Origin of the sequence: Streptomyces sp. Edi4, from assembly GCF_040253615.1 — a bacterium.
In the GTDB taxonomy this organism is placed as follows: Bacteria; Actinomycetota; Actinomycetes; order Streptomycetales; family Streptomycetaceae; genus Streptomyces.
Genome location: NZ_JBEJGY010000004.1, coordinates 2,398,160 through 2,420,289, shown reverse-complemented (window position 1 = coordinate 2,420,289; position 22,130 = coordinate 2,398,160). Strand labels below are relative to the sequence as shown.

Genomic DNA, 22,130 nt, shown 5'->3' with positions numbered 1-22,130 from the left:
CACCGCACGCCCGTCGCGGCGGGACTGTGTCGTACCCCACACTGGATGGCGGTGCCTGAGTCCTCGGAGCGCGGCCGGCCCACCCCCGCAGGTGGGCACCTCACCCCCGCGGATCCGCTCAACGATGAGTCCGGGACGGAATGCGGCCCGGCCGCCCCCGTCCCGCTGCCGGACGCCCCCGATCCGGCAGCGATCACCCTGGAGGTCGCCCCCGTGCAGACCCGGACCCTGACCGACCACGACGTCGTCACGGCAGCGCTGGCGCCGCGGCCCCGCCCCGCGCGCCGCCCGGACACGGAGCGGACCGGGCCCCAGGCGGGGCCCGCGCCCGAACCGTTCGAGGAAGAGGCGCCCCGGCCCCCGGCCCCCGGCCCCGGCCGGGCCGACACAGGCGGCCCCTCCTCGGACCTCTTTCGCCAGTACCTGCGCGAGATCGGACGCATCCCGCTGCTCACCGCCGTCGAGGAGGTCGAGCTGGCGCGGCGCGTCGAGGCCGGTCTGTTCGCCGAGGAGAAGCTGAACACCGCCCCCGACCTCGACTCCCGACTCGCCGTGGATCTGGACACGTTGGTCGTCATGGGCCGCATGGCCAAACGCCGCCTCATCGAGGCGAACCTGCGGCTCGTGGTCTCGGTGGCCAAGCGGTACGTGGGGCGCGGCCTGACCATGCTCGACCTGGTCCAGGAGGGCAACCTCGGTCTGATCAGGGCGGTGGAGAAGTTCGACTACGCGCGGGGCTACAAGTTCTCCACGTACGCGACCTGGTGGATCCGCCAGGCCATGTCGCGGGCGCTCGCCGACCAGGCCCGCACCATACGGGTGCCCGTGCACGTCGTCGAACTCATCAACCGCGTGGTGCGCGTCCAGCGCCGGATGCTTCAGGAACGCGGCTACGAGCCGACAGCCGACGAGGTCGCCGCCCACCTCGACCTGACCCCGGAACGGGTCGGCGAGGTGCTGCGCCTGGCCCAGGAACCGATCTCGCTGCACGCGCCGGTGGGGGAGGAGGACGATGTCGCGCTCGGCGACCTCATCGAGGACGGCGACGCCGCCTCCCCCGTGGAGTCCGCCGCGTTCCTGCTGCTTCGCCAGCATCTGGAAGCGGTGCTGTCCACGCTCGGTGAACGCGAACGCAAAGTGGTGCAGCTGCGGTACGGGCTCGCGGACGGCCGGCCGCGCACGCTGGAGGAGATAGGGCGCATCTTCGGCGTGACCCGGGAGCGGATCCGCCAGATCGAGTCGAAGACGCTGAACAAACTCCGCGACCACGCGTTCGCGGAGCAGCTGCGGGGTTACCTGGACTGAGACGCAAAGGGGCCGGCACCACCGCGCACCGGCCCCGACACGCCGACGGATCAGTCCACTTCGGCGACCGCCTGGGCGAACTGGGCCGCGTACAGGCGGGCGTACGCGCCGTCCGCCGCCAACAGCTCGTCGTGCGTGCCCTGTTCGACGATCGAGCCGTCCTCCATCACGAGGATCACGTCCGCGTCCCGGATCGTGGAGAGCCGGTGCGCGATGACGAACGACGTACGCCCGTGCGCGAGCCGGGCCATCGCCTTCTGGATCAGCACCTCCGTGCGGGTGTCGACCGAGCTCGTCGCCTCGTCGAGGACCAGGATCACCGGGTCGGACAGGAACGCCCGCGCGATCGTGATGAGCTGCTTCTCGCCCGCGCTGACCCCGGAGCCCTCGTCGTCGATGACGGTGTCGTAGCCCTCGGGGAGCGTACGGATGAAGCGGTCGGCGTGGGCCGCCTTCGCCGCCTCCTCGATCTCCTCGCGGGTCACGTCCTTCGGGGCGCCGTACGCGATGTTGTCCGCGATCGTGCCGCCGAACAGCCAGGTGTCCTGGAGCACCATGCCGATGCCGGCCCGCACCTCCTCGCGGGTCATCCGCGCCGCGTCCACCCCGTCCAGGGTGATCCGGCCGCCGGTGACCTCGTAGAAACGCATGAGCAGATTGACCAGGGTCGTCTTGCCGGCGCCGGTGGGGCCGACGATGGCGACCGTGTGCCCGGGCTCCACCGTCAAGGACAGGTCCTCGATGAGCGGCTTGTCGGGCTCGTAGCGGAAGGACACGTGCTCCAGGGCGACCGCGCCGCGCGCCACCTCGGGGCGCTCGGGCGATGAGGTGTCCGGCTCCTGCTCGTCGGCGTCGAGGAGTTCGAAGATCCGCTCGGCGGAGGCGACGCCGGACTGCACCAGGTTGGCCATGGAGGCGACCTGGGTCAGCGGCATCGAGAACTGCCGCGAGTACTGGATGAACGCCTGCACGTCACCGATGGACAGCGAGCCCGTCGCGACCCGAAGACCACCGACGACCGCCACCAGGACGTAGTTCAGGTTGGACACGAACATCATCAGGGGCTGCATGACGCCGCTGTTGAACTGCGCCTTGAACGAGGCCTCGTACAGCGCGTCGTTCTGCTCGGCGAACGCCCGCGCCGACTCCTGCTGGCGGCCGAACACCTTCACCAGGGCGTGCCCGGTGTACATCTCCTCGATGTGCGCGTTCAGCTTGCCCGTGGACTTCCACTGCTGGACGAACTGGGGCTGCGAGCGCTTGCCGACCCTGGTGGCGACCACGATCGACAGCGGCACCGTGACCAGCGCCACCAGGGCGAGCAGCGGGGAGATCCAGAACATCATCACCAGGACGCCGACGATGGTCAGGAGCGAGTTGATGAGCTGGCCCATCGTCTGCTGCATCGTCTGCGAGATGTTGTCGATGTCGTTGGTGGCGCGGCTGAGCACCTCACCGCGCTTGGCCTTGTCGAAGTAGGACAGCGGCAGCCGCGACAGCTTGCTCTGGATGTCCTCGCGCATGCGGAACACGGTCTTGTTGATGGCGCGGTTGGACAGCCGGGTCGCCACGAGCATGAGCAGCCCCGCGCCCACGTACACCGCGAGCGCCGCGAGCAGCACACGTGCGACGCCGTCGAAGTCGATGCCGTGGCCGGGGTGGAAGTCCACTCCGGAGAGCATGTCGGCGAGGCCGCCCTGGCCCTTGTGGCGCAGGCCGTCCAGGGCCTGCGCCTTGGTGACGCCCTCGGGGATCTTGCGTCCGACGACCCCGGCGAAGACCAGGTCGGTCGCCTTGCCGAGGATCTTCGGCCCGACCACCGAGAGACCGACGCTGCACACGACCGCGAGGAGCATCACACTCAGCGTGGCCTTCTCCGGTGCGAGCCGTTTGACCAGCCGTTTTCCGGAGTCCTTGAAGTTCATCGACCGCTGATCGGGGCCGCCGCCCATCATCATGCGTCCACCGGGCCCGCTCATGCCGCCTCAGCCTCCGTCAGCTGGGAGAGCACGATCTCCCGGTACGTCTCGTTGTCGGCCATCAGTTCGTGATGGCGGCCGGTCCCCACGACCCGTCCCTCGTCGAGGACGATGATGCGGTCGGCTTCGCGGATGGTGGAGACCCGCTGGGCCACGATCACGACCGTGGCCTCGGCGGTCTCACGGGCGAGCGCGGAGCGCAGCGCCGCGTCGGTGGCGTAGTCGAGCGCCGAGAAGGAGTCGTCGAAGAGGTAGATCTCCGGGCGCTGGACCAGGGTGCGCGCGATGGCGAGCCGTTGGCGCTGGCCGCCGGAGACGTTGGTGCCGCCCTGCGCGATCGGCGCGTCGAGGCCGCCGTCGAGGCGGGAGACGAAGTCCTTGGCCTGCGCCACTTCCAGGGCGTGCCAGAGCTCGTCGTCGCTCGCGTCGGGGTTGCCGTAGCGCAGGTTGGTGGCGACGGTGCCGGAGAACAGGTACGGCTTCTGCGGTACGAGGGAGACGGTCTTGGCCAGCAGGACGGGGTCGAGGGTGCGCACGTCCTCGCCGTCGACCAGGACCTGCCCGTCGGTCGCGTCCATCAGGCGCGGCACGAGGCCGAGCAGCGTGGACTTGCCGCTGCCCGTCGAGCCGATGACGGCGGTGATCTCGCCGGGCCTTGCCACCAGGTCCACGCCGCGCAGTACGGACGCCTCGGCGCCGGGGTACTTGAAGTCGGCGCCGCGCACTTCCAGATGGCCGTGCCGACGCAGTTCCAGCACCGGGCTCCTGGGCGCCACCACACTGGTGTCGGTGGCGAGGACTTCCTCGATGCGTTCGGCGCAGACTTCGGCGCGCGGCACCATCATGAACATGAAGGTGGCCATCATCACGGCCATCACGATCTGCATGAGGTAGGCCAGGAACGCGGTGAGCTGGCCGATCTGCATGTCGCCGCTGTCGATGCGGTGCGCGCCGAACCAGACCACGGCGACCGAGGAGACGTTCACGACGGTCATGACCGTCGGGAACATCAGCGCCATCAGGCGGCCGGTCGCGAGTGTGACGTCGGTGAGCTCGGTGTTGGCACCCTTGAAGCGGTCCTGCTCGTAGGCGTCGCGCACGAAGGCGCGGATCACGCGGTTGCCGGTGATCTGCTCGCGCAGCACCCGGTTCACGGTGTCCAGGCGGGTCTGCATGGTGCGAAACAGCGGCCGCATCCGGCGCACGATCAGCGAGACCGCGACGCCGAGGACGGGTACGACGGCGAGCAGCACCGCCGAGAGCGGCACGTCCTGGCCGAGCGCCATGATGATGCCGCCGACGCACATGATCGGCGCGGACACCATCAGGGTGAACGTCATCAGGACCAGCATCTGGACCTGCTGGACGTCATTGGTGGTGCGGGTGATCAGGGACGGCGCCCCGAACTGACCGACCTCGCGGGCCGAGAAGGACTGCACCCGCGCGAAGACGGCGGCCCGGACGTCGCGCCCGAGCGCGGCCGCGGTCCTGGCGCCGAAGAAGACGGCACCGATGTTGCACAGCACCTGGACGAGGCTGATGGCGATCATGATGCCGCCGTGACCCAGGATGTAGCCCGTGTCACCGTTGACGACACCGTTGTCAATGATGTTCGCGTTCAGGGTGGGCAGGTAAAGGGTGGCGCTGGTCTGCAAGAGTTGCAGCAGCACCAGGAAGGCGATCGGTTTCTTGTACGGCCCTAGGTGGGACCGCAGGAGACGTATGAGCACGCGCAGGCTCTCCGGGTCGGCAAGATCGGGGGTTCGACCCCCCATCTTGCGACACCCCACCCCTGGAAGCTCAAGCGATTATCGCGCTGGAGTCAAAAGGAATAGCAAAGAGCGTACGGCGGGCGCGCGTCAAGCACCCTGGCCGAAGGCGCCGGGGTGTATCTCGTCACGCGTCGCGACGTACTGCTGACGGACCGCCTGCCCCACGGCCAGTTCCTCACCGGCCTCGAAGACCTGCGCCGACGCCCCCTGCCAGGCGGGCGGGGTGTGGGCGGCGAGCGTGCCACGGGCGACCCCGAGCGCCCAGGCGGCCTGGCGGGCCGCGCCGAGCGCCGCGTACTCGGCGGGCTGCGGCACGACGACCTGCGTACCGAAGATCGCGGGCGCCGCCGCCTGCACGGCGGGCAGTTCGGCCGCCGCGCCCAGCAGGAAGACCCGCCGCACCTCGACGCCGCGCCCGCGCAGCACGTCCAGGGCGTCGGCGAGCGAGCAGAGCATCCCCTCGAAGGCGGCCCTGGCCAGGTGCTCCGGCTGCATCGACTCGCGCCGCAGCCCCGAAAGCGTGCCGGCGGCGTGCGGAAGGCGGGGGGTGCGCTCGCCCTCCAGGTAGGGCAGCAGGACCAGACCGCAGGCGCCGGGGGTGGAGGTGAGGGCGAGCTCGCTCAGGGCCGCGAGGTCGTCGACGCCGAGCATCTGCGCCGTCCCGCGCAGGGCACGGACGGCATTGCTCGTATGCACGACGGGCAGATGCATCCCCGTCGCGTCGGCGAAGGACGTAATCATCCCGCTCGGATCGGCCAGCGCCTCGTGGTGCACGGCCATGACCGAACCCGAGGCGCCGAGCGAGACCACCGCGTCGCCCACGCCGACGCCGAGCCCGAACGCGGCCGCCATCGTCTCGCCCGTACCGGCCGAGATCAGCAGCCCCTCGGGGGTGGTGCCGGCCGCGTCCGATGGCCCGAGCACTTCCGGCAGCGCCACCTGGTGGCCGAGCGCGAGCTCGACCAGATCGGGACGGTAGAAGCCGGTGGCCGCCGACCAGTAGCCGGTGCCGGAGGCGGCGCCCCGGTCGGTGGTGCGCCGGGCCGGCCGGCCGAGCAGCTGCCACACCAGCCAGTCGTGCGCCTGGAGGACACCGACGGTGCGCTTGGCGGCCTCCGGCTCGTTGCGCGCGATCCAGCGCAGCTTGGCCACGGCCTGCGCGGCCTGCGGCACACAGCCCACGGCCTGCGCCCAGGCCTCCCGGCTGCCGAGCCCGTCCACCAGATCGGCGGCGGAGACCTGGGCCCGCTTGTCGTTGCCGGTCAGCGCGGGACGTACGAGATTGCCCGCGCCGTCCAGCGGCAGCAGCCCGTGCTGCTGGGCCGAGACGCCGATCGCCTCGACCCCTTCGAGCAGCCCGCCGCTCGCCGCCTCCCCGAGCGAGAGCAGCCACGCCTGCGGATCGACCTCCGTGGCCTTGGGTTCGACCGGGTGGGGGGCGTACCCCTGGCGCAGAACGGCGCCCGTGTCCGTGTCGCAGACGACGATGCGCGTGAAGGCGGAAGAACTGTCAAGACCGGCGACTATCCCCATGGCCCCGATTCTGCCGCACGGGCGGGGCGGCCGGGACGGCAGTGGCCGGGACAACGCTGCCGCCCGGCCAGGGCGGCGTCCCGCGCCGCGGGCGTCGTCGGCGCGTCAGGTGTTGCCGGTGCGTCAGGTGTTGCTGGTGCCCCAGTCGTCCTCGCCGCCCTGACCGCGCTCGCGCAGGGAGCGCACCCGGCCGGCCACGGAGGCCGGCACCTTGTCCCCGACCTTCTCGCTCACCGCGTGGAACGCCTTGCCCGCCACGTCCCGCGAGGTCTGCGCGGCCGACTCGGCGGTGTTGCGCACGGCGGGGTTCTGCGCCACCTGGCGCGCGGACTTCTTCAACTGCTCGTAGCGCTCGCGGCCGGCCCGGGTCCCGAGCACGTATCCAAGAGCCATTCCGGCGGCGAACGAGAGCCGGTATCGCATGGCGGTCACCCTTCCCTAGCGTGTGAGCCGCGCCTACCCGCGCAGCCCCGTGATCACCCGGGGCGGAACCGATTGGCGGAGCACCCCCCTGCTTGCGCTAATGTATGTGTCGCAGCGAACGCACGCCGCCCGGGGTCACCCCAGGTGGGTACGTTCGAGGCGACGAGACATTCCCCTGTAGCTCAATTGGCAGAGCAGCCGGCTGTTAACCGGCAGGTTACTGGTTCGAGTCCAGTCGGGGGAGCTCGGTCTCCTGTAGCTCAATTGGCAGAGCAGCCGGCTGTTAACCGGCAGGTTACTGGTTCGAGTCCAGTCGGGAGAGCAGCGGAATCGGACCCTTCGGGGTCCTTTTTCGTATCCGGTGGAACCGCCGGGATCCCCGCGAAGTCCTCATGGGCGTGCGAAGCCGACCATCCGAGGCAGGAGATCGTATGAGCGGCTATGCTGCGGCAGACGGCGCGCACACATGTGCGCGACGCGCCGTAAAGGGGCGGTAGCTCAGCCGGTTAGAGCAGCGGACTCATAATCCGTCGGCCGTGGGTTCGAGTCCCACCCGCCCCACCAGCAGTTCCCTGCGCAGAAACGTTTTAACCCGCGCCTTTGGCGTTCCCGGAGGAACCCGCCGGGTCCTCGACGGCTCTCGCTGTTCCCTCACGCGCGGCCCGAGGACTGCGGGAAGGAGCTTTTCGCCCGTCAGGGGCCAGGCGGCCGGGTCGGGCGCCGCTCCGTCTCATGGAGGGGCGTGGTCGGTGGGCGGAGCGGGGGATCCGAGAGGCCAGGCCCCCAGGTCCCGGTCCGGTCGCCCGGTCGACGGGGACACGCAGGAGCGTGGTGGAAGGCCTCTGATCCCCGAGGGGCACGTCGCCCAGGTCGCCGACGCAAAGCAAAGGTCCGGTCGGACAAGGTTCCGTGCCCACTGCCGCGCACGTTGAGCGTGGCGTGCGTCACAGACAGGAGCCCTTGCTGGTTGCGTGGGCGATGCCAAGAGGACCAGCCACCGCGGACGCGGTGAGCCCTCGGGCTGACCGAGAGTGGCTGTGCTTGTGTGTGGACAGGCCCGACCGGCGCACGGACGAGCTGTGGCTGAAAGCACTGGAAGTGAAGTCGCCGAGGTACGCAAGGATCGGGAGGGCTGGACACGGGGGGCAACCGTCAATTGGCCATCACGGCACTGATCGCACCGTTCGGGCCGTGCTGACCACGCCGGCCTCGGCGACGGACGTCCTCCAGGCCGTCATCGATGAACGAGCCCCGCCCGGCGCCGACAACGAGGCGAACACCGACGGCAGCAGCTGCTTCTACGGCGCCGCGCTGATCAACTCGGACGAGGGCAGCGATCCTTGGCCAGAGGTCTGCCCGAGGCCCAGGTGGACGCCGCAGTCCCCTGTGCCGCCGCAGCTGCGCCGGGCGCACGGCCGGAGCGACGGGTTCGTCATCGATCATGAGGAATGGCAGCCGGGCAAGCCCGACCCCTCCTTCTTCGAACGACTTCCGCGCCCGCGTCGCGCGCTACCTCAAGGGCAACTCCTCGGGCGGGAAGCAGACCCCCGCCGTCTCTGCGCCCCCGTGCGTCGCGGCGTCGGGTGGGCTGGGAACGGTCAATGACTCGCCCCGCCCCTTTCCTCCTTGGCCAGCAGCTCGTACGTAGGGGGGACGGCCGCCACTACATGGTCGACCCCGCCCGAGACTGGAGCGAGGCCGGCCGACAGCACCACCGAGGACTTCCAGCGCGACCAGGCCTGGGCCAGATCCGACGCCGACGACGCCCCGGCCCGGCCCGGAAGCCTAGTACCGACGCCGGCTGTGCCCGCTGCGATCGGCTGGCTCATCGCCGTGGCTCTGTGGCATGGCACGGCATGGCATCGGACTCGATGAGACGGCCGGGACCGGAGTCCCCACGCTCGTCGTCACGTTCTTCTATTACGCGGTCTTCCGTTTCGCCGAGGAGCAGGTCTTGCCGCGATTCGCCCGGCTCCTGGGCTACGCGCGGGAGCAGTTTTCAGAGGCTGCGCCATGTGCATTGTTCAGAGGTTGAGCGCAAGAACACGCCCCGAAATTGTATCCGGTGGAGCGGAATGCTCCCTCGCAGAGGCCCGGCAGCACTCGCAGGAATCACTGAGGCGCACCCCTTGATTTTTCGAAAGTCACCCAATTTCGGGCGACGCGCGCCTCACGCACGTGACCGACGTGAGCGGGGGCAAAACCGGCCGGGGGCGGGTGTTGAGGCAACGACCGCCCCCGGCTGGATCAATCCTGTCTCGGAGCCAAAGGTGCCGGCATCGTGGCAGCGAAGATCCCCTGGAATGCCGCTTGGACAATCAGTGGGAGCAACGCGCCGGAAAACAGCATGACCCAAAGGGGGAGCATGAGGAGAACGCCCGTTGTGACTCGAAGCTGCTCGATAGGCATCTTCTGGCCTCGATACCCCATGCACATGATAATGACCACGGAGGGGACGGCGATCAGCAGGAACATCGCGGGACATGCGGACATGTAGTCTTTGAACGACGCCCACCTCGACATTTCTGCGAATCTCCCGGGCTGGTGCGGGTCCTGCCCCGGCGGACCGACAGCTGCCGTCACAATCCATCCGATCACGAATGTCACACAGTATCGTATGGCGCAGAGCGCGATCCAATTCTGCTTTTCTTCTGGAGTGGGATTATCCACGTCTGTTGTCATATGCTCTCAGCATCCTGTAATGCATGTGCCATTTTTCCACATCTTGTCAATTTTGGGGAACCCGATGGGGGACACATCCAGGCCGTTCATTGCGTTGGACGCGTGCGCCATGCTGTCGGTGGCCAGCGTGCGCACCGATTGACCCCGCTGGTATTGGTAGACCTCCATGTCGGGATACGCGTCACCCGACCGCATCACGTAGGTTCCCTTTTTGGTGAACCGAATATGGAATTCGTCGTCGGCTGCGAAGATCGGCATGAGGCTGTTTACCCCATGAATGCTCACATTCAGGCCGTCGGCATCGCCACCGCCATTGATGACGTTCCTTGCGAGCACGGTCTTCCATGACGCCGAATTCCTGTAGATGGGGTCGGCGGGTATCGTCTCAGGGTCGCCTTCGATCAGCTTTGGCTTGCCAACCTTCCCCAGCCCGCCTTCTTCGACGATACGCCGTCCGGTTGTTCGAGAGGGGGCGACGGTGAATGTGACTTCACCCGTAGCGGTGTCCCAGACGACCTTCATGCGGAAGGGGGCATCCGGGTCATCTGTGAAGCCGCGATTATCGCCCAGCAGCATGCCCAGCGCAGCCTCTTGGGTGTGAATAAAGAAGCGGGCCACGATCACCCCGCGGTCGGGTCCGGCTCCCACGTTGAATTGAATCGTCCTCGAACCGTCGGCTGCGAGCTGGCCGCTGCCCCTGCTGCCGCCGCTGCCTTTTCCGCCGCTTCCGCCGCTTCCGCCCTTTCCTCCGTCGCCGCCTCCGCCTTTTCCTCCGTCACCGCCGCCGCCGACCTTTCCAGTGACTCCTTGCTGGTACTGAGGCGATGGGCCGGTGGAGACGCCATTGGTGTCGCGCTGTTCGGAGTGTCCGCTGCCGTCATCACGCCAGAGGCCGGTGGGGTCTGTGTAGGCGAGGGGGTTGTTGTTGCCGTAGGTATACCCGTGTGCCTGTTGTGGGTCAGACAGATCCATGAGCGGGTCGACGGATATGAAGCGGCCGATGGTCGGGTCGTATTCGCGGGCGCCAAGGTGGCCAAGGTGGGTGAGACCGGTGTCGGAGTCCTTCGTGCCGCCGACGAAGCCCTTGTCTCCGGCCCAGTTGGTGGGCTCCGCGCCTCGGGGGGCGCCGAAGATGGTGGATTTGCGGCGTGTGACCGCTTGGGTGCTGTCGGTGGTGATCTGGGTGGTTCCGGTGCCGTGGGGGTCGCTCAGAAGGTAGGTGAGTTTGGCGCCGGTTCGCATGGCGACGGTCTGTCCGCCGACAGTGTAGTAGCGGGTGCCGCTGACGATGCCGGCCTTGTCGAGATGGAGTTCGTTGCCGCCGGGGAGGTAGAGGGTGGTACCGGTTGAGTCGCGTCGGACGAGGCGCTGTCCCTCGGCGTCGTACAGGTAGTCGCTGGTATTGGCGCCGTCGGTGAGGGCTTTGAGGTGGCCCTCGTCGTCCCAGGACAGGGTTTGAGTGCTGGGGCCGACAGAACGGGATCTGGTGTTGCCGTTCTGGTCGTACGCGTAGGTCTCATCGTGCGCGGCGGAGCCGGTCTGCGTGACCTTCGGCAGGTTGTGGGTGCCGGGGGCGGGCGCGGCGTAGGTGCGTGTGGTGTTGGCTGCCGGTCGGGCGCTGGTCGCGTGCTGAGTTTCGGTCTTGCGGTTGCCGACCGCGTCGTAGGCGTAGCTCGTCCAGTACGGGTCCTGTCCGCCGACGACCCCGGCAGATGGGTTGGTGGCGCACTGTTCGCCGGTGTTCGTCCAGGCTTCGGTGACGCGGCGCAGGGCGTCGGTGGTGAAGCACTGGGTGTCGGTAGTGCGGGTGGTGTCCTGGCCGTAGGCTGCGGCTGCCGCGGTGAGGTTGCCCGCCGGGTCGTAGCCGTAGTGCGTGTCGTCGATGCGCTTGGGGCTGGTGTCGCGGTCGTTGGTGACGCGCGTGGGTTGTCCCGTGTGGTCGTCGTATTCGGTGGTGGTCCACGCGTGCTGGTTGAAGGCGCCGTATTCCTGGCGGAGCGGCTTACCGTAGTGGTCGTATGTGGTGGCCGAGATCAAAGGGTCGCTGCCAGCGTAGGCGAAGTCGACCAGGCCGTGGACCGCTGTGTAGGCCGTGGAAACCTGTTCTTCCGGCAGGTCGCCGACCGCCGGTTGATAGGTGTACTCCTGCTGACCACTGTTCGCGTTGTAACCCGCGAACCACTCGTAGGCGCCGGCGAGTTTGCCCTCGCTGGCAGGGACGGTGGCAACGGTGTCCGTGGGATTGTAGAGGTCGTCGTAGCCCGTGATCTCTACGGTATAGGCGTCCGAGCCGGCGTAGCGGGTCGACTTGCTGAGCTTTCCCTTGGCGATGGTGTCGTAGGTCCAAGCGGCGAGAGTGCTGCTGCCTTTCTTGAGGGCGGTTTTGCGACCGAGGGTGTCGAAGTCTGTATGCAGGATGATGCCACGGGCATCGATGGAGTCGGTGGCCCGATCCCCCTTGTCGTAGACAGTTTTAGTGACGCCCTTGTCGGGGTCGTCGAGGCTGGTCTGACGACCACGAGTGTCGTAGGTATAGGTCCACTTGGCGCCGGACGGGTCGGTTACCTGTTGCAGGCGCCCGTAATTGTTGTAGCTGTACAGGGTGGTCTGGTACGCGGTGCGGTCCGCGTCAGTGTACTGGCGCAGTTCTGTGGTACGTCCGAGAGCGTCGACGACCGTCGTGGTGCTGGTGCCGCCCTGCGGTGGAATGACGGTGGTGGTGTCACCCGTGTAGCTGGTGACAGTCTTTTCCTTCACGTCGCCGTACCGCTTGCTGAGCACGGAGATGACGCGGCCCGCACCGTCAAACTGGGTTTCCCCGGATGCGGGGTAGTCAGTGGATTCCGCGCCCGTGACCAGTACAGGTTCGGCCTTGCCAGTGGCGTAGTAGGTGCCGGAGGTGCGGTTGGCTTCGCCGCGGGTGTTGTAAAAGGTTTCGCTGACCAGGCGTCCCGAGCGGTCGGGCGACTCGGCCTGGGTCTCCCTGGCACGCAGCAACCCGTCGAAGAAGGAGTAACTGGTGTCGAGCTGACTGTCATGGGTGAGGCTGGTCTTGGTCACCACGGTCGGCCCGTCGTTACGGATCTGGTAACCGAATGCGAAGTTGGGCGAGTTGGGATAGGCGAGCGCGGAACGTGAGGCGATCCAGACTTCGGAAATCCGGCCCAGGGCGTCGTATCCGTTGGTGGTGACCTTGCCGTTGGCGTCGGTGACCTGCGTCGGCTGGCCGCGCAGCGGCTCGAACAGGGCGGTCACCGTGTGGCCCAGCGCGTTGGTAAGGACGGTCTTTGTCGGCGGTTCGCCACTGGCCGGGGTATAGGCGGTGGAGGTGGTGTTGCCGTAGGCGTCGGCGGCGACGAGGCCGCGGCCGTACTGGTCGTAGCAGAGCTGGTTCTGGCTGAGCCCGCAGGTGCTGGGAACCGAGGAAATGGTCTCGTAGGCGGTACCGTCGCCGGTGAGCTTTTCGGTCTTGGTCACATCGCCCTTGGTGGGGGCGGCCTTCAGGTCGGTGTTGTTGTCGAAGTAGGTGCGGGTGTCGTCGGTGACGTAACCGTGCACACCACATTCCGTGGGAATGGTCCGAACCTCGGCGACTTTGTCGAGGAGCCAGATGCCGGTGTTGCGAGCATAGGTCGTGGTGGCGCACTGCTCGTCGCCGGGTTTGCTGGTGTCGCCGCTTTGGAAGACCGAGTCGACCATGCCGTAGTCGTCGAAGTGCCGCGTCAACTCGGTGGCTCGCGATCCGCCAGTGACGGTGGTGCGGGCTCGCCCGTTTGGTCAAGCATCGAGACCCGGCGTATTGAGGTGGGCCGCGTCAACTGGTGGGATTCCATGGCTGGTTGACAATGATCCGATCACCTATGCAGGCGACGCCGTCCGGGCCGTAGCCGGGACGCGGCCTGCGGGCCCGCCAGGAACGACGCGGGGCCGTGGAGAGCCGGGCCGTGAGGGCGCCCCCGGTTCAGGCGGACGGGCCGAGCAGTTGGAGGTCGACGTACCCCGAGTGGGGGTTCGCCATGGACGGGTTGCCGTCACCCGTGTCGATGACGGTCAGCTTCCAGAGGCGGCCCGCGAATTCGAGGGTGTCGCCGACGCGGGCGTCCTGGTAGCTGGCGCCGCCGCCGGCGCGGCTGGTGACCGCGATGTAGGCGCGGGCCGGGTCGGCGTCGACGTCATGCAGGACGGCGCTGATCGCGCCGTGCTGCTCGGTGTTCGGAACGTGCCAGCGCAGGCGCAGACGCCCGTCCGTCAGGTCCGGCCACCTCGGGTCGACGGCGTTGGGCACGGGCGACTGGTTCACGGTGGTCTCGTCCTTCGGCGTGAGTACGACTCGGTACGTACAGATCTGCGAGACGGTGAAGGCCTTGCCCTTCACCGTGAGGGACTGGCCTGGCCGCACCGGCCAGGACTCGGTGCCCGCCGACGCGGTGCCCGTGCCCGTGCCGTTGGTCAGGGTCGCCGTGCGGTGCGTCCCGTCCGAGCCGCCCTCCTTGTACAGCACCGCGCCGGCCCCGCCGGGCAGCGTCTCCGAGCCGCCGCGCAGGACGTGCAGGCCCTTGGCGGCCGGGGCGCCCTCGCACTCGGGGCCCTTGTCGGCGGGGGGAGCGGGGGCGGGGGAGCGCGGCGGGGGCGTGGTGGACGCGTCGACGCCACCGGAGGCGCCCCCACAGCCCGCCGCCAGTACCAGCATGCATCCCGCCAGTGCGGCGGCGCGTACGGGCCGTATGCGGGCTGTCACTTGGGCACCTCCAGGGCCTGTGGATCACTGAAGAACTCTTTGTACTGCTCCGGCGTGGCCACGATGTCCGCGTTGGGCGGACCCCAGGGGTTGCCCAGGACGATGTTGTCGCCCTGGAAACCCTTCACGTAGTACACGTGCCGGGTCGAGAAGGTGTCCCTCCACAGGGCGTGACCCTTCTGCTGGGCGTCCTCGCCACTGCCGGTCTGGACGATGATCGGGTGGCCCGACTCGAAGCTTTTGCGCAGGGCCGGAACGTTGTTGCTGATGCCGTCCGAGTCGTGGCCGGTCACGTACGGCGGCGCCTTGTCCGTGTTGTCCCACTCGGTTGCCCCGTAGTCGCCGCGCTCCGCGCGATCGTACTTCGGGTTGCCGATCTTGCCGTCCGGTGCGCCGCCGCGGTCGCCGCCGTAGACAAGGGCGAACGCCTTCTCGTAGTACGCCGGCCAGACCGAGCCGCCGGAGGTGGCGCCCAGGACATTGCCGCTCTTGTCCAGCGGCAGGTCCGGTGTGACCGTCACCCAGCGCTTGTTGCCGTCCTTGTCCCAGATGCGCACGTTCACCGTGCCGTTCGGGTTCTGGACGATGCCGTCCCGGATGAACTGCGGGTTCACCTGGGCGGTCGAGGTCAGGGACGCGATGTACCAGCAGTCGGCGAAGCGCCCCTGCATGATGTCGGCGGCCGTGATCTCCTTGCCGTCGGTGCCCGGGGCGAAGAGCGGTTTGCCGGGGTCCCCCCAGTGCATGCCTTTGGCTTCGTTGCCGTTCTGCGCGTTCTGGCCGTCCAGGAAGGCGTCCGTGGTGTCGAAGCCCGGCTGCATCCCGGGAAACGCGGCCTGCGCCTTCGCCCAGTGCGAGGGCCCCAGCTTCGCCAGGATCGCACTGAGGTGGTCGCGGCGGTCGCCCTCGGGCAGGCCGTTCTCGTCCCACCACTTCCAGACGCTGTCGTCCGTATCGTTGATCAGGTCGTTGTAGCGCTTGAGGTCGGCCTCGGGGACCTTGTCGAAGAAGGCGTCGAGCTCGGCGGCCGTCATGCCGTCCAGCAGGCGCTTGACTTTCTGGAGGTCGTCGCGGTTGCCGTTGGTGCCGAAGTCCTTCCCGTCCAGCTCGTGGATCTTCTTCAGCGCGTCGGTGACGTCCTTCTCGCTGGGGGCGTCCTCGTCGGCGAAGAGCAGAGACGGGTCGACCGCGTACCCGTGCTCGATGAGCACCTTGACCTCGTCCAGCTGTTTGCTGCGGCGATCCATCGAGCCCGCCATGTCGCCCAGCTCGCCGCCGAGCACGCCCGGCAGGGACGAGGGGCCGTTGCCGAAGAGCGAGAAGGTGAAGATCTGCCCTACCAGGGGGCTCAACTGCGGGTCGGTGGTGGCGGGCTTGCCCTTCATGAGCTGCTGTGCCTCGGTGAGCAGCCAGGCGAGGTCGTGGTGGAGACCCTGCGCGTCATCGCCCTGCTTGCGCAGGCCGGCGGCGAGGGAGCGTATCTGCTCGGTGTCGAAGCCGCGGAAGTCGGTCATCGCCCTGCTCCGGGTGCGGGTGTGGGTGTGGGTGCGAAGCCCCGGGTGGCGTCGCCGTTCAATGGCCCGCCCCCGCCTTCGGCTTGGCGCCCGCCGTCTTCGCCTGTAGGTCCAGGCTGTCGGCCTCGGCATCCCAGCGGCCCGCGTCGTGGAGGAGCGCGGACGCCATCTGGTTCACGGAGTTCCTGCGACGCACCAGCGCGTCGGTCGACCGAGCGGCGAACGGACCGCGCCAGATCGCCGGATCCAGCTGCGACGCCTTCTTTGCCGAGGCGTCCAGCAGCGGGCCGAGCCGCTTGGCCAGCGCGCGGGCCCTGCGAGCGCAGTCGCGCAGGTCGCCGGCGCGCTTCTTCAACTGCTCCGGGGTCTCCCCCGGAGCATCGTCGGTTTGCTCCACGTCTTCTTACCCCCGTCGCTGTTCCGTCCGTCCACAGAACCGGCAGGCGAGACTAGCACCCCGCTTCACCTGCGGATCTGGTCGGCGTGATCAGGCTCCTATCGTCCGTGCGGGACAAGCCAGTTGCGCATCGGGATCCTTCGAAGCCGCTGGCGGGTTGCTTCCGTGAGCTTCGGCTCACCGTGTTTCACCCGGCCCCGCCGCCGGACCATCTCCACGGCGATGCCACCGCCCTTGAGTCTGCGCCGGGTTGCGCCGCCCGGCGACGAAGCCGTCCTGCGGGGCAGTGAGTTGGCAGTCGTCGTGGCCGGGTCCCGGCCGGGCGTGGTCCCGTATGCCGGTGTGCCGGTGGTACGGCGAAGGCCCCCGGTGGTGCGCACGGGCTGTGCGGCCGGCGGGGGCCCTCGCGGGGGCGTGGGTTACGTGGTCTTCACAGGGCGGACTGGAACGCCGAGGCGCTGGGGACATTCGTGGCGATCGTGGTGACGCGGTCGAGGGTGGCCGGCGTGTGGCCGGCGTGCTGGGCCGCGGCCCGTGCGGTGAGGGGCACGCGCCGGGCGGGGGCCGGGGCGGGGGTTGCGCTGCGGGCGGCGGCGGAGATCAGGGTGTTCATGGTGGGCCTTCCGGCGAGATGCGTCGCCGCCCCCGCCTGATGAAGGCGGGGGCGGCGACGACGTGTACTGATCGGGGGAAGCGTAGCGGCGGCCGGGGACTTCGGCGCGCGCGTCCACGTGTGGCGCGAACGTGCCCCCCGCAACCGGTTCCGATCGCCACGCCCGCGACCTGAGGCGATGGATGCGCGGCCGGGGCGCCGACCGGTTCCGCGGGGCCCGCGCCCCGCCCACGCACCGCAGACCCAGGCCATTGACCCAGCCGGGGTACGGGCCCCCAACGGCCCCGGCCGCCGGACGGAATCCGAGCGGATCCGCCCCGGCCGACCGTCGGCCCGCGCCGCTCCCTCCCGTGCACCACACCACCCACCACCCGCACCACGCCCGCTACCCCCCACCCGCACCACGCCCACCACGCCCACCACCCCCACCATCCACCCGGGGCGTCCCCGCCCCCCACCCCCTGTGAGGTCGGCCCTACCTCGCTGCTCCCGGCCGGGGTTAGCATCCCGCGTGAGCGAACAAGCCGAGCAGCCCGCCCAGAGCCCCGCGCCACCGTGCGGTATGGCCGGAACCGAGTCGGGCTCCGGCGCCACCCCCGGCGGCGGGACCGCGCCGGAGGCGGCGACCGGATCCATACCGACCCGGGGTCGCGTGTTCGCCGACCTCACCCCGCTGCGGACATCACCGGACTACCGCCGGCTCTGGTTCGGCAACATGGTCTCCTGGGTCGGCAGCGGCATGACCGCGCTCGCCATCTCGCTCCAGGTCTACGACCTCACCGGCTCCAGCTTCTCCGTCGGCCTGGTCGGCATCTTCACCCTCGTACCGCTGGTCGTGTTCGGGCTGTACGGCGGTGCGATCGCCGACACCGTGGACCGCCGCAAACTCGGCCTCTACAGCGCGCTCGGCTCCGCCGCGCTCTCCTCGGCGCTCGCCGCCGGCACCTTCGCCGGGCTCGCCGACGTCTGGTTCCTGTACGCCGTCATCGCGCTCCAGTCGATCTGTCAGGCCCTCAACGCCCCCGCCCGGTCCGCGATGATCCCCAAGCTGCTGTCGGCCGAGCAGCTGCCCGCCGCCAACGCGCTCAACTCCATGATCATGACGACCGGCACGCTGGTCGGGCCGATGCTGGGCGGTCTCGTCGTCGGCTTCGCCGGGTACAAGACGGCGTACCTCATCGACGCGATCACCTTCGCCGCCTCCCTGTACGCGATGTGGCGGCTGCCCGCGATGCTGCCCGAGCGGGCCGGCGGCGGCGCGCGGCCCTCGGTCCTTGAGGGGCTGCGCTTCCTCGCCACCCGGCCCAACCTGCGGATGACCTTCTTCAGCGACTTCTGCGCGATGATCCTGGCCCACCCCCGCGCCCTGTTCCCCGCCGTCGCCGTGCTCTGGTACGGCGGTGACGCGCGCACCACCGGGCTGCTCGTGGCGGCGCCCGCGATCGGCGCGCTGCTCGGCGGGGTGTTCTCCGGCTGGCAGGGACGCGTCCACCGGCACGGGCTCGCGGTGCTGATCTCGGTGGGCGGCTGGGGCGGGGCCATCGCGGCGTTCGGCCTGACCCGGCAGCTGTGGCTCGGCCTGCTCATGCTGGCCGTCGCCGGGTTCTGCGACACCGTGTCCATGGTGTTCCGCAACACGATGATGCAGGTGGCGGCGCCGGACGAGATGCGGGGCCGGCTCCAGGGCGTGTTCATCGTGGTCGTCGCGGGCGGGCCGAGGCTCGGCGACTTCCTCGCGGGTACGGTCGCCGATCTGACCTCGCCCGGGGTGATGGTGGTCGGTGGCGGACTTGCGTGTGTCCTCGCGGTGGCGGTGCTTGGGGTGTGGCGGCGGGGGTTCGCCCGCTACGACGCGCGCCGTCCCGTCCCGTAGGACCCACCCCCTGGGGCTCCGCCCCAGACCCCGTTCGCGCCTGAAGGGCGCTCGTCCTCAAGCGCCGGACGGGCTGACCATGCCCGTGCGGCTCAGGTTCGGATGCTCAGGGGCGCGGGGAACTGCGCGCTCAGCCACGCACGGTCCGCAGCCGGGGTCCCTGGGGCTCCGCCCCAGACCCCGTTCGCGCCTGAAGGGCGCTCGTCCTCAAGCGCCGGACGGGCTGGGTAGGCCGTGACGGGCAGGATGTCCATGCGGGCCGGCACCGGTCCCGGCAGGGGCGCGGGGAACTGCGCGAGAAGCGGGCACGGTCCGCAGCCGGGGTCCCTGGGGCGCTGCTCCAGACCCCGTTCGCGCCTGGAGGGCGCTTGTCCTCAAGCGCCGGACGGGCTGACCATGCCCGCACGGGCCAGGATCGGATGCTCAGGGACGCGGGCAACTGCGCGCGCCGCACCGAGCGGGCGGCCAGGGTGGGGGAGACCCCACGCGAGCCGCACCGGGCGGGCGGCCCGGGTGGGGGACCCCGCTACGTGCCCAGTACCCCCCTCGCCACCCCCAGTTCCACCAAGTCCTGGGGGCGCAGCCGGAGTTGGGAGGACGTGTGGCGCACCTGTGAGGCGTCGCGCTTCAAGATGGCCGCCGCCAGCTCCGGGGCGATCACCGAGAAGTAGCTGTCCGCCGTCACCCAGGTCCGGTCGGGGGAGGTCAGCGCCAGCGCGCCGCCCGAGCCGCCCTCGCCGATGACCAGCGTGGTCACCGGGACGCGCGCCGAGGCCACCGCGGCGAACGCCTCCGCGATCGCCGCGCCCTGCCCGGCCCGTTCCGCCGCCGCGTCGTTGGCCGCGCCCGGGGTGTCCACCAGGGTCAGGACCGGGATGCCCAGGCGGTCGGCGAGGCGGATGAGACGGGCGGCGGTGCGGTAGCCCGCAGGGCGGGTCGCGGTGCCGGTCTGCGCGGCGTAGGCGTAACTCCGTCCGCCGTGCAGGCCGAAGCCGCACAGCATGCCCGGGTCCACGCCCCCGCACCGGTCGCCCACCAGGGCCTGGCGGTGCGGGAAGTACGCGTCGAGGTAGGCCGCCGCGCGGGGCCGGCCCGCCGCGCGGGCCCGGCCCACCGCCTCCCAGCCGTCCGCCGGAAGACCCGGGCCGTCGAAGGGCGCCGGCAGCGGCGCCGGCTCGGACCCGTCGGCGCGCAGCAGGGTCAGCCAGCCCGCGAGGACGCCCCGCAGGTCCTCCTTGCGTACGATCGCGTCGATCTGGCCCGCCGCGAGCTGGCCCTGGGCCGAGTAGGCCGCCGGGTCCGCGTCCACCGGGCGCACCCGGGAGCCCGCGAAGCCGATCTGGGCGCCCGGCAGGGCGAGCACCACATCGGCGCCCGCGCCGAGCGTGGCCCAGCCGCCGCCCGTCGTGGGGTCGCGCAGCACCGAGATCTGCGCCAGCCCCGCCTCCTTGAGCAGCGCCGACTGCCGGGCCACGCGCTGGAGTTGGGTGAGCGCGAGCATGCCCTCCTGCATCCGGCTGCCGCCGGTCGCGATCAGCGAGACCAGAGGCAGCCGCCGCTCGCGTGCCGTGGCGTACGCGAGTTCCAGCCGGTCTCCCGTGCACTGGCCGAGAGAGCCACCGAGGAAGCCGAACTCGAAGGAGAGCAGCACGCACGGCCGCCCCTCCACCGAGGCGAGGCCGCACACGACCGACTCCGTCTCGCCGGTGCGCTCCCTGGCGCGCGCCCGCGAGGCGCCGTAACCCGACCAGTCCAGGGGGCCGTCCTCGGGGAAGTCCCGCTGCGGCGCGGGCAGTTCGTCGAACGTGGAGGCAGCGGCCGCGATCGCCTCGCGCGCCGTCATCCGCCCGGCCGGCTCAGACATGCAGAGCCCGCTTCATGATCTTGCCCATGTCGTTGCGGGGCAGCTCGGACAGGTAGCGCACCACGCGCGGGCGCTTGTGCGGGGCGAGCTGCGCGGCGACGTGGTCGCTCAACTCGGCTGCGTCCGGCGGGGATTGGGGGTCCGTCGGCACGACCCAGGCCACCACGCGCTCGCCCAGGTCCTCGTCGGGCTCGCCCGTCACCGCAGCCTCGCGCACACCGGGGTGGTCCAGGAGTACGTTCTCGATCTCGCCCGCGCCGATCTTGTAGCCGCCGCTCTTGATGAGGTCGGTGGCCTTGCGGCCGACGATCCGCACCTGGCCGTCCGCGTCCACGCTCGCCATGTCGCCGGTGCGGAACCAGCCGTCGTCGGTGAACGCGGCGCCGGTCGCGTCCGGGCGGTTCAGATAGCCGCTGAACAGGTTCGGGCCGCGCACCTGGATCTCGCCGATGCCGTCGGCCTCGTCCGCCAGGCGAAGCGCGACGCCGGGCAGCGGGGCGCCCACCGTGCCCGGGCGCGCCCCGCCGTCCGCGCGCTCGGCGCACAGCATCAGCGTCTCGGTCATGCCGTACCGCTCGATCACAGCGCGGCCCGTCGCGCGGGTGATGCGCCGGTGGTCGGGCGCGGTCAGTGCCGCCGAGCCGGACACCAAAAGCCGCGCGCCCGCAAGGGCCCTCGTCAACTCCGGGTCCTCGTCGACCAGTTCGGCGATCCGGTGGTACATCGTGGGCACCCCGAACAGCATGGTGGCGCCCGTGGAGAGTTCGCGGGTCACGCCGTCCACCGAGAAGCGGCCGAGGTGGCGCACCGAGCCGCCCCGGCGCAGCGGGCCCAGGACGCCGAGGATCAGGCCGTGGACGTGGAACAGCGGAAGCCCGTGCACCAGGACGTCGTCCGCCGTCCAGGCCCAGGCGTCGCGGAGCGCGTCGAGCGTCGCCGCGATCGCCCGGCGGGGCAGCACCGCGCCCTTCGGGGGGCCGGTGGTGCCCGAGGTGTAGACGATCAGGGCGGGCGTCTCGTCGCCCGGCTCGGCGGGCAGCCGCCGCGCCGTTCCCGTCAGCGGTACGTCGATACGGGTCAACGCGGCCAGCGCGTCCGGGAGTTGGTCGCCCGGTGCGGCAAGCACCGCCGTGGGTTCGCTGTCGCCGACGATGTGGGCCAGTTCCCGCTCGCCCGTCTTCGGGTTCAGCGGGATCGCGGGCACGCCCGCGACGAGCGCCGCCACCACGCCGACCACGGTCTGGGGGGTCGGTGTCGCCCAGAGCGCGACGCGTCCGGCGCCCGCGAGCCGGGTCGCCAAGGAGCCCGCGGCGGCGGCCAGTTCGGCGTGGGTCAGCGACCGCTCGCCGAAGCGGACCGCCTCCCCCGGCTCGGCGGCGTACAGGGCGGGGAAGAGAGGGGACACGTACGGGACTCCTCGGCATCGACGGCGTCGCG

15 protein-coding genes and 3 tRNA genes are annotated in these 22,130 nt (G+C 70.1%); 6 read left to right on the top strand and 12 right to left on the bottom strand.

Annotation, left to right across the window (positions count from 1 at the left end; all coding sequences use genetic code 11):
- Positions 1-45: 45 nt before the first annotated feature.
- Positions 46-1,305 (top strand): RNA polymerase sigma factor, encoded by a 1,260-nt coding sequence (locus tag ABR738_RS13025; RefSeq protein WP_350230138.1) that lies wholly within the window; start codon positions 46-48, stop codon positions 1,303-1,305.
- A 50-nt stretch (positions 1,306-1,355) separates the two neighbouring features.
- Here ABR738_RS13025 and ABR738_RS13020 read toward each other — a convergent pair whose 3' ends face one another.
- The 4 genes from ABR738_RS13020 to ABR738_RS13005 all read right to left on the bottom strand — a co-directional run bounded on the left by ABR738_RS13020 (position 1,356) and on the right by ABR738_RS13005 (position 7,012).
- A complete protein-coding gene (locus tag ABR738_RS13020) occupies positions 1,356-3,284 on the bottom strand; it encodes an ABC transporter ATP-binding protein (RefSeq protein ID WP_350230137.1) in 1,929 nt (642 codons plus the stop codon).
- Complete coding sequence (locus tag ABR738_RS13015) at positions 3,281-5,014, bottom strand: ABC transporter ATP-binding protein (protein WP_350234547.1); 1,734 nt, start codon at positions 5,012-5,014, stop codon at positions 3,281-3,283. Before ABR738_RS13015 ends, ABR738_RS13020 begins: the two co-directional genes overlap by 4 nt.
- 129 nt (positions 5,015-5,143) lie before the next feature.
- Positions 5,144-6,589 (bottom strand): xylulokinase, encoded by a 1,446-nt coding sequence (locus ABR738_RS13010; protein ID WP_350230136.1) that lies wholly within the window; start codon positions 6,587-6,589, stop codon positions 5,144-5,146.
- Between the two features lie 123 nt (positions 6,590-6,712).
- On the bottom strand, positions 6,713-7,012 hold the full coding sequence (locus ABR738_RS13005) for a YtxH domain-containing protein (RefSeq protein WP_350234546.1): 300 nt from the start codon (positions 7,010-7,012) through the stop codon (positions 6,713-6,715).
- A 171-nt stretch (positions 7,013-7,183) separates the two neighbouring features.
- Between ABR738_RS13005 and ABR738_RS13000 the strand changes: the two genes are divergently transcribed.
- From ABR738_RS13000 to ABR738_RS12985, 4 genes are all read left to right on the top strand, one after another.
- Positions 7,184-7,256: transfer RNA gene (locus ABR738_RS13000), tRNA-Asn, on the top strand.
- 5 nt (positions 7,257-7,261) lie between these two features.
- Positions 7,262-7,334: transfer RNA gene (locus ABR738_RS12995), tRNA-Asn, on the top strand.
- Between the two features lie 165 nt (positions 7,335-7,499).
- Positions 7,500-7,576 (top strand) — tRNA-Ile (locus ABR738_RS12990).
- Positions 7,577-8,203: 627 nt separating this feature from the next.
- Positions 8,204-8,617, top strand: coding sequence for a hypothetical protein (locus ABR738_RS12985; RefSeq protein WP_350230135.1), 414 nt, complete (start codon positions 8,204-8,206; stop codon positions 8,615-8,617).
- Between the two features lie 642 nt (positions 8,618-9,259).
- Here ABR738_RS12985 and ABR738_RS12980 read toward each other — a convergent pair.
- From ABR738_RS12980 to ABR738_RS12955, 6 genes are all read right to left on the bottom strand, one after another.
- Positions 9,260-9,694: a hypothetical protein gene (locus ABR738_RS12980; RefSeq protein WP_350230134.1), complete on the bottom strand. Its 435-nt coding sequence runs from the start codon at positions 9,692-9,694 to the stop codon at positions 9,260-9,262.
- Between the two features lie 6 nt (positions 9,695-9,700).
- Positions 9,701-13,393, bottom strand: a complete 3,693-nt coding sequence (locus ABR738_RS12975; protein WP_350230133.1) for an RHS repeat domain-containing protein — start codon at positions 13,391-13,393, stop codon at positions 9,701-9,703.
- A 262-nt stretch (positions 13,394-13,655) separates the two neighbouring features.
- Positions 13,656-14,432 carry a hypothetical protein gene (locus ABR738_RS12970; RefSeq protein ID WP_350230132.1) on the bottom strand — a complete coding sequence of 259 codons (777 nt, stop codon included), beginning with the start codon at positions 14,430-14,432 and terminating at the stop codon, positions 13,656-13,658.
- Positions 14,429-15,946, bottom strand: a complete 1,518-nt coding sequence (locus ABR738_RS12965; RefSeq protein ID WP_350230131.1) for a C2 family cysteine protease — start codon at positions 15,944-15,946, stop codon at positions 14,429-14,431. The genes ABR738_RS12970 and ABR738_RS12965 overlap by 4 nt, the downstream gene beginning before the upstream one ends.
- A gap of 58 nt (positions 15,947-16,004) precedes the next feature.
- Positions 16,005-16,343 (bottom strand): hypothetical protein, encoded by a 339-nt coding sequence (locus tag ABR738_RS12960; protein WP_350230130.1) that lies wholly within the window; start codon positions 16,341-16,343, stop codon positions 16,005-16,007.
- 430 nt (positions 16,344-16,773) lie between these two features.
- Positions 16,774-16,956: a hypothetical protein gene (locus ABR738_RS12955; RefSeq protein WP_350230129.1), complete on the bottom strand. Its 183-nt coding sequence runs from the start codon at positions 16,954-16,956 to the stop codon at positions 16,774-16,776.
- 562 nt (positions 16,957-17,518) lie between these two features.
- On the opposite strand from ABR738_RS12955, the gene ABR738_RS12950 reads away from it, so the two are divergent.
- Positions 17,519-18,829, top strand: coding sequence for an MFS transporter (locus ABR738_RS12950; protein ID WP_350234545.1), 1,311 nt, complete (start codon positions 17,519-17,521; stop codon positions 18,827-18,829).
- Positions 18,830-19,355: 526 nt separating this feature from the next.
- On the opposite strand, the gene ABR738_RS12945 is transcribed toward ABR738_RS12950, so the two are convergent.
- Together ABR738_RS12945 and ABR738_RS12940 are read right to left on the bottom strand one after the other, a co-directional pair.
- Entirely contained in the window at positions 19,356-20,693 is a 1,338-nt protein-coding gene (locus tag ABR738_RS12945) for a carboxyl transferase domain-containing protein (protein ID WP_350230128.1), read from the bottom strand.
- Complete coding sequence (locus ABR738_RS12940; protein ID WP_350230127.1) at positions 20,686-22,098, bottom strand: acyl-CoA synthetase; 1,413 nt, start codon at positions 22,096-22,098, stop codon at positions 20,686-20,688. The genes ABR738_RS12945 and ABR738_RS12940 overlap by 8 nt, the downstream gene beginning before the upstream one ends.
- Positions 22,099-22,130: the final 32 nt, after the last annotated feature.

Bases quoted from the DNA above. Each gene is read 5' to 3' on its own strand.
- ABR738_RS13025 (WP_350230138.1), top strand. From the start codon at position 46: ATGGCGGTGCCTGAGTCCTCGGAGCGCGGCCGGCCCACCCCCGCAGGT.
- ABR738_RS13020 (WP_350230137.1), bottom strand. From the start codon at position 3,284: ATGAGCGGGCCCGGTGGACGCATGATGATGGGCGGCGGCCCCGATCAG.
- ABR738_RS13010 (WP_350230136.1), bottom strand. From the start codon at position 6,589: ATGGGGATAGTCGCCGGTCTTGACAGTTCTTCCGCCTTCACGCGCATC.
- ABR738_RS13005 (WP_350234546.1), bottom strand. From the start codon at position 7,012: ATGCGATACCGGCTCTCGTTCGCCGCCGGAATGGCTCTTGGATACGTG.
- ABR738_RS12980 (WP_350230134.1), bottom strand. From the start codon at position 9,694: ATGACAACAGACGTGGATAATCCCACTCCAGAAGAAAAGCAGAATTGG.
- ABR738_RS12975 (WP_350230133.1), bottom strand. From the start codon at position 13,393: ATGGTCGACTCGGTCTTCCAAAGCGGCGACACCAGCAAACCCGGCGAC.
- ABR738_RS12965 (WP_350230131.1), bottom strand. From the start codon at position 15,946: ATGACCGACTTCCGCGGCTTCGACACCGAGCAGATACGCTCCCTCGCC.
- ABR738_RS12955 (WP_350230129.1), bottom strand. From the start codon at position 16,956: ATGAACACCCTGATCTCCGCCGCCGCCCGCAGCGCAACCCCCGCCCCG.
- ABR738_RS12950 (WP_350234545.1), top strand. From the start codon at position 17,519: ATGGCCGGAACCGAGTCGGGCTCCGGCGCCACCCCCGGCGGCGGGACC.
- ABR738_RS12945 (WP_350230128.1), bottom strand. From the start codon at position 20,693: ATGTCTGAGCCGGCCGGGCGGATGACGGCGCGCGAGGCGATCGCGGCC.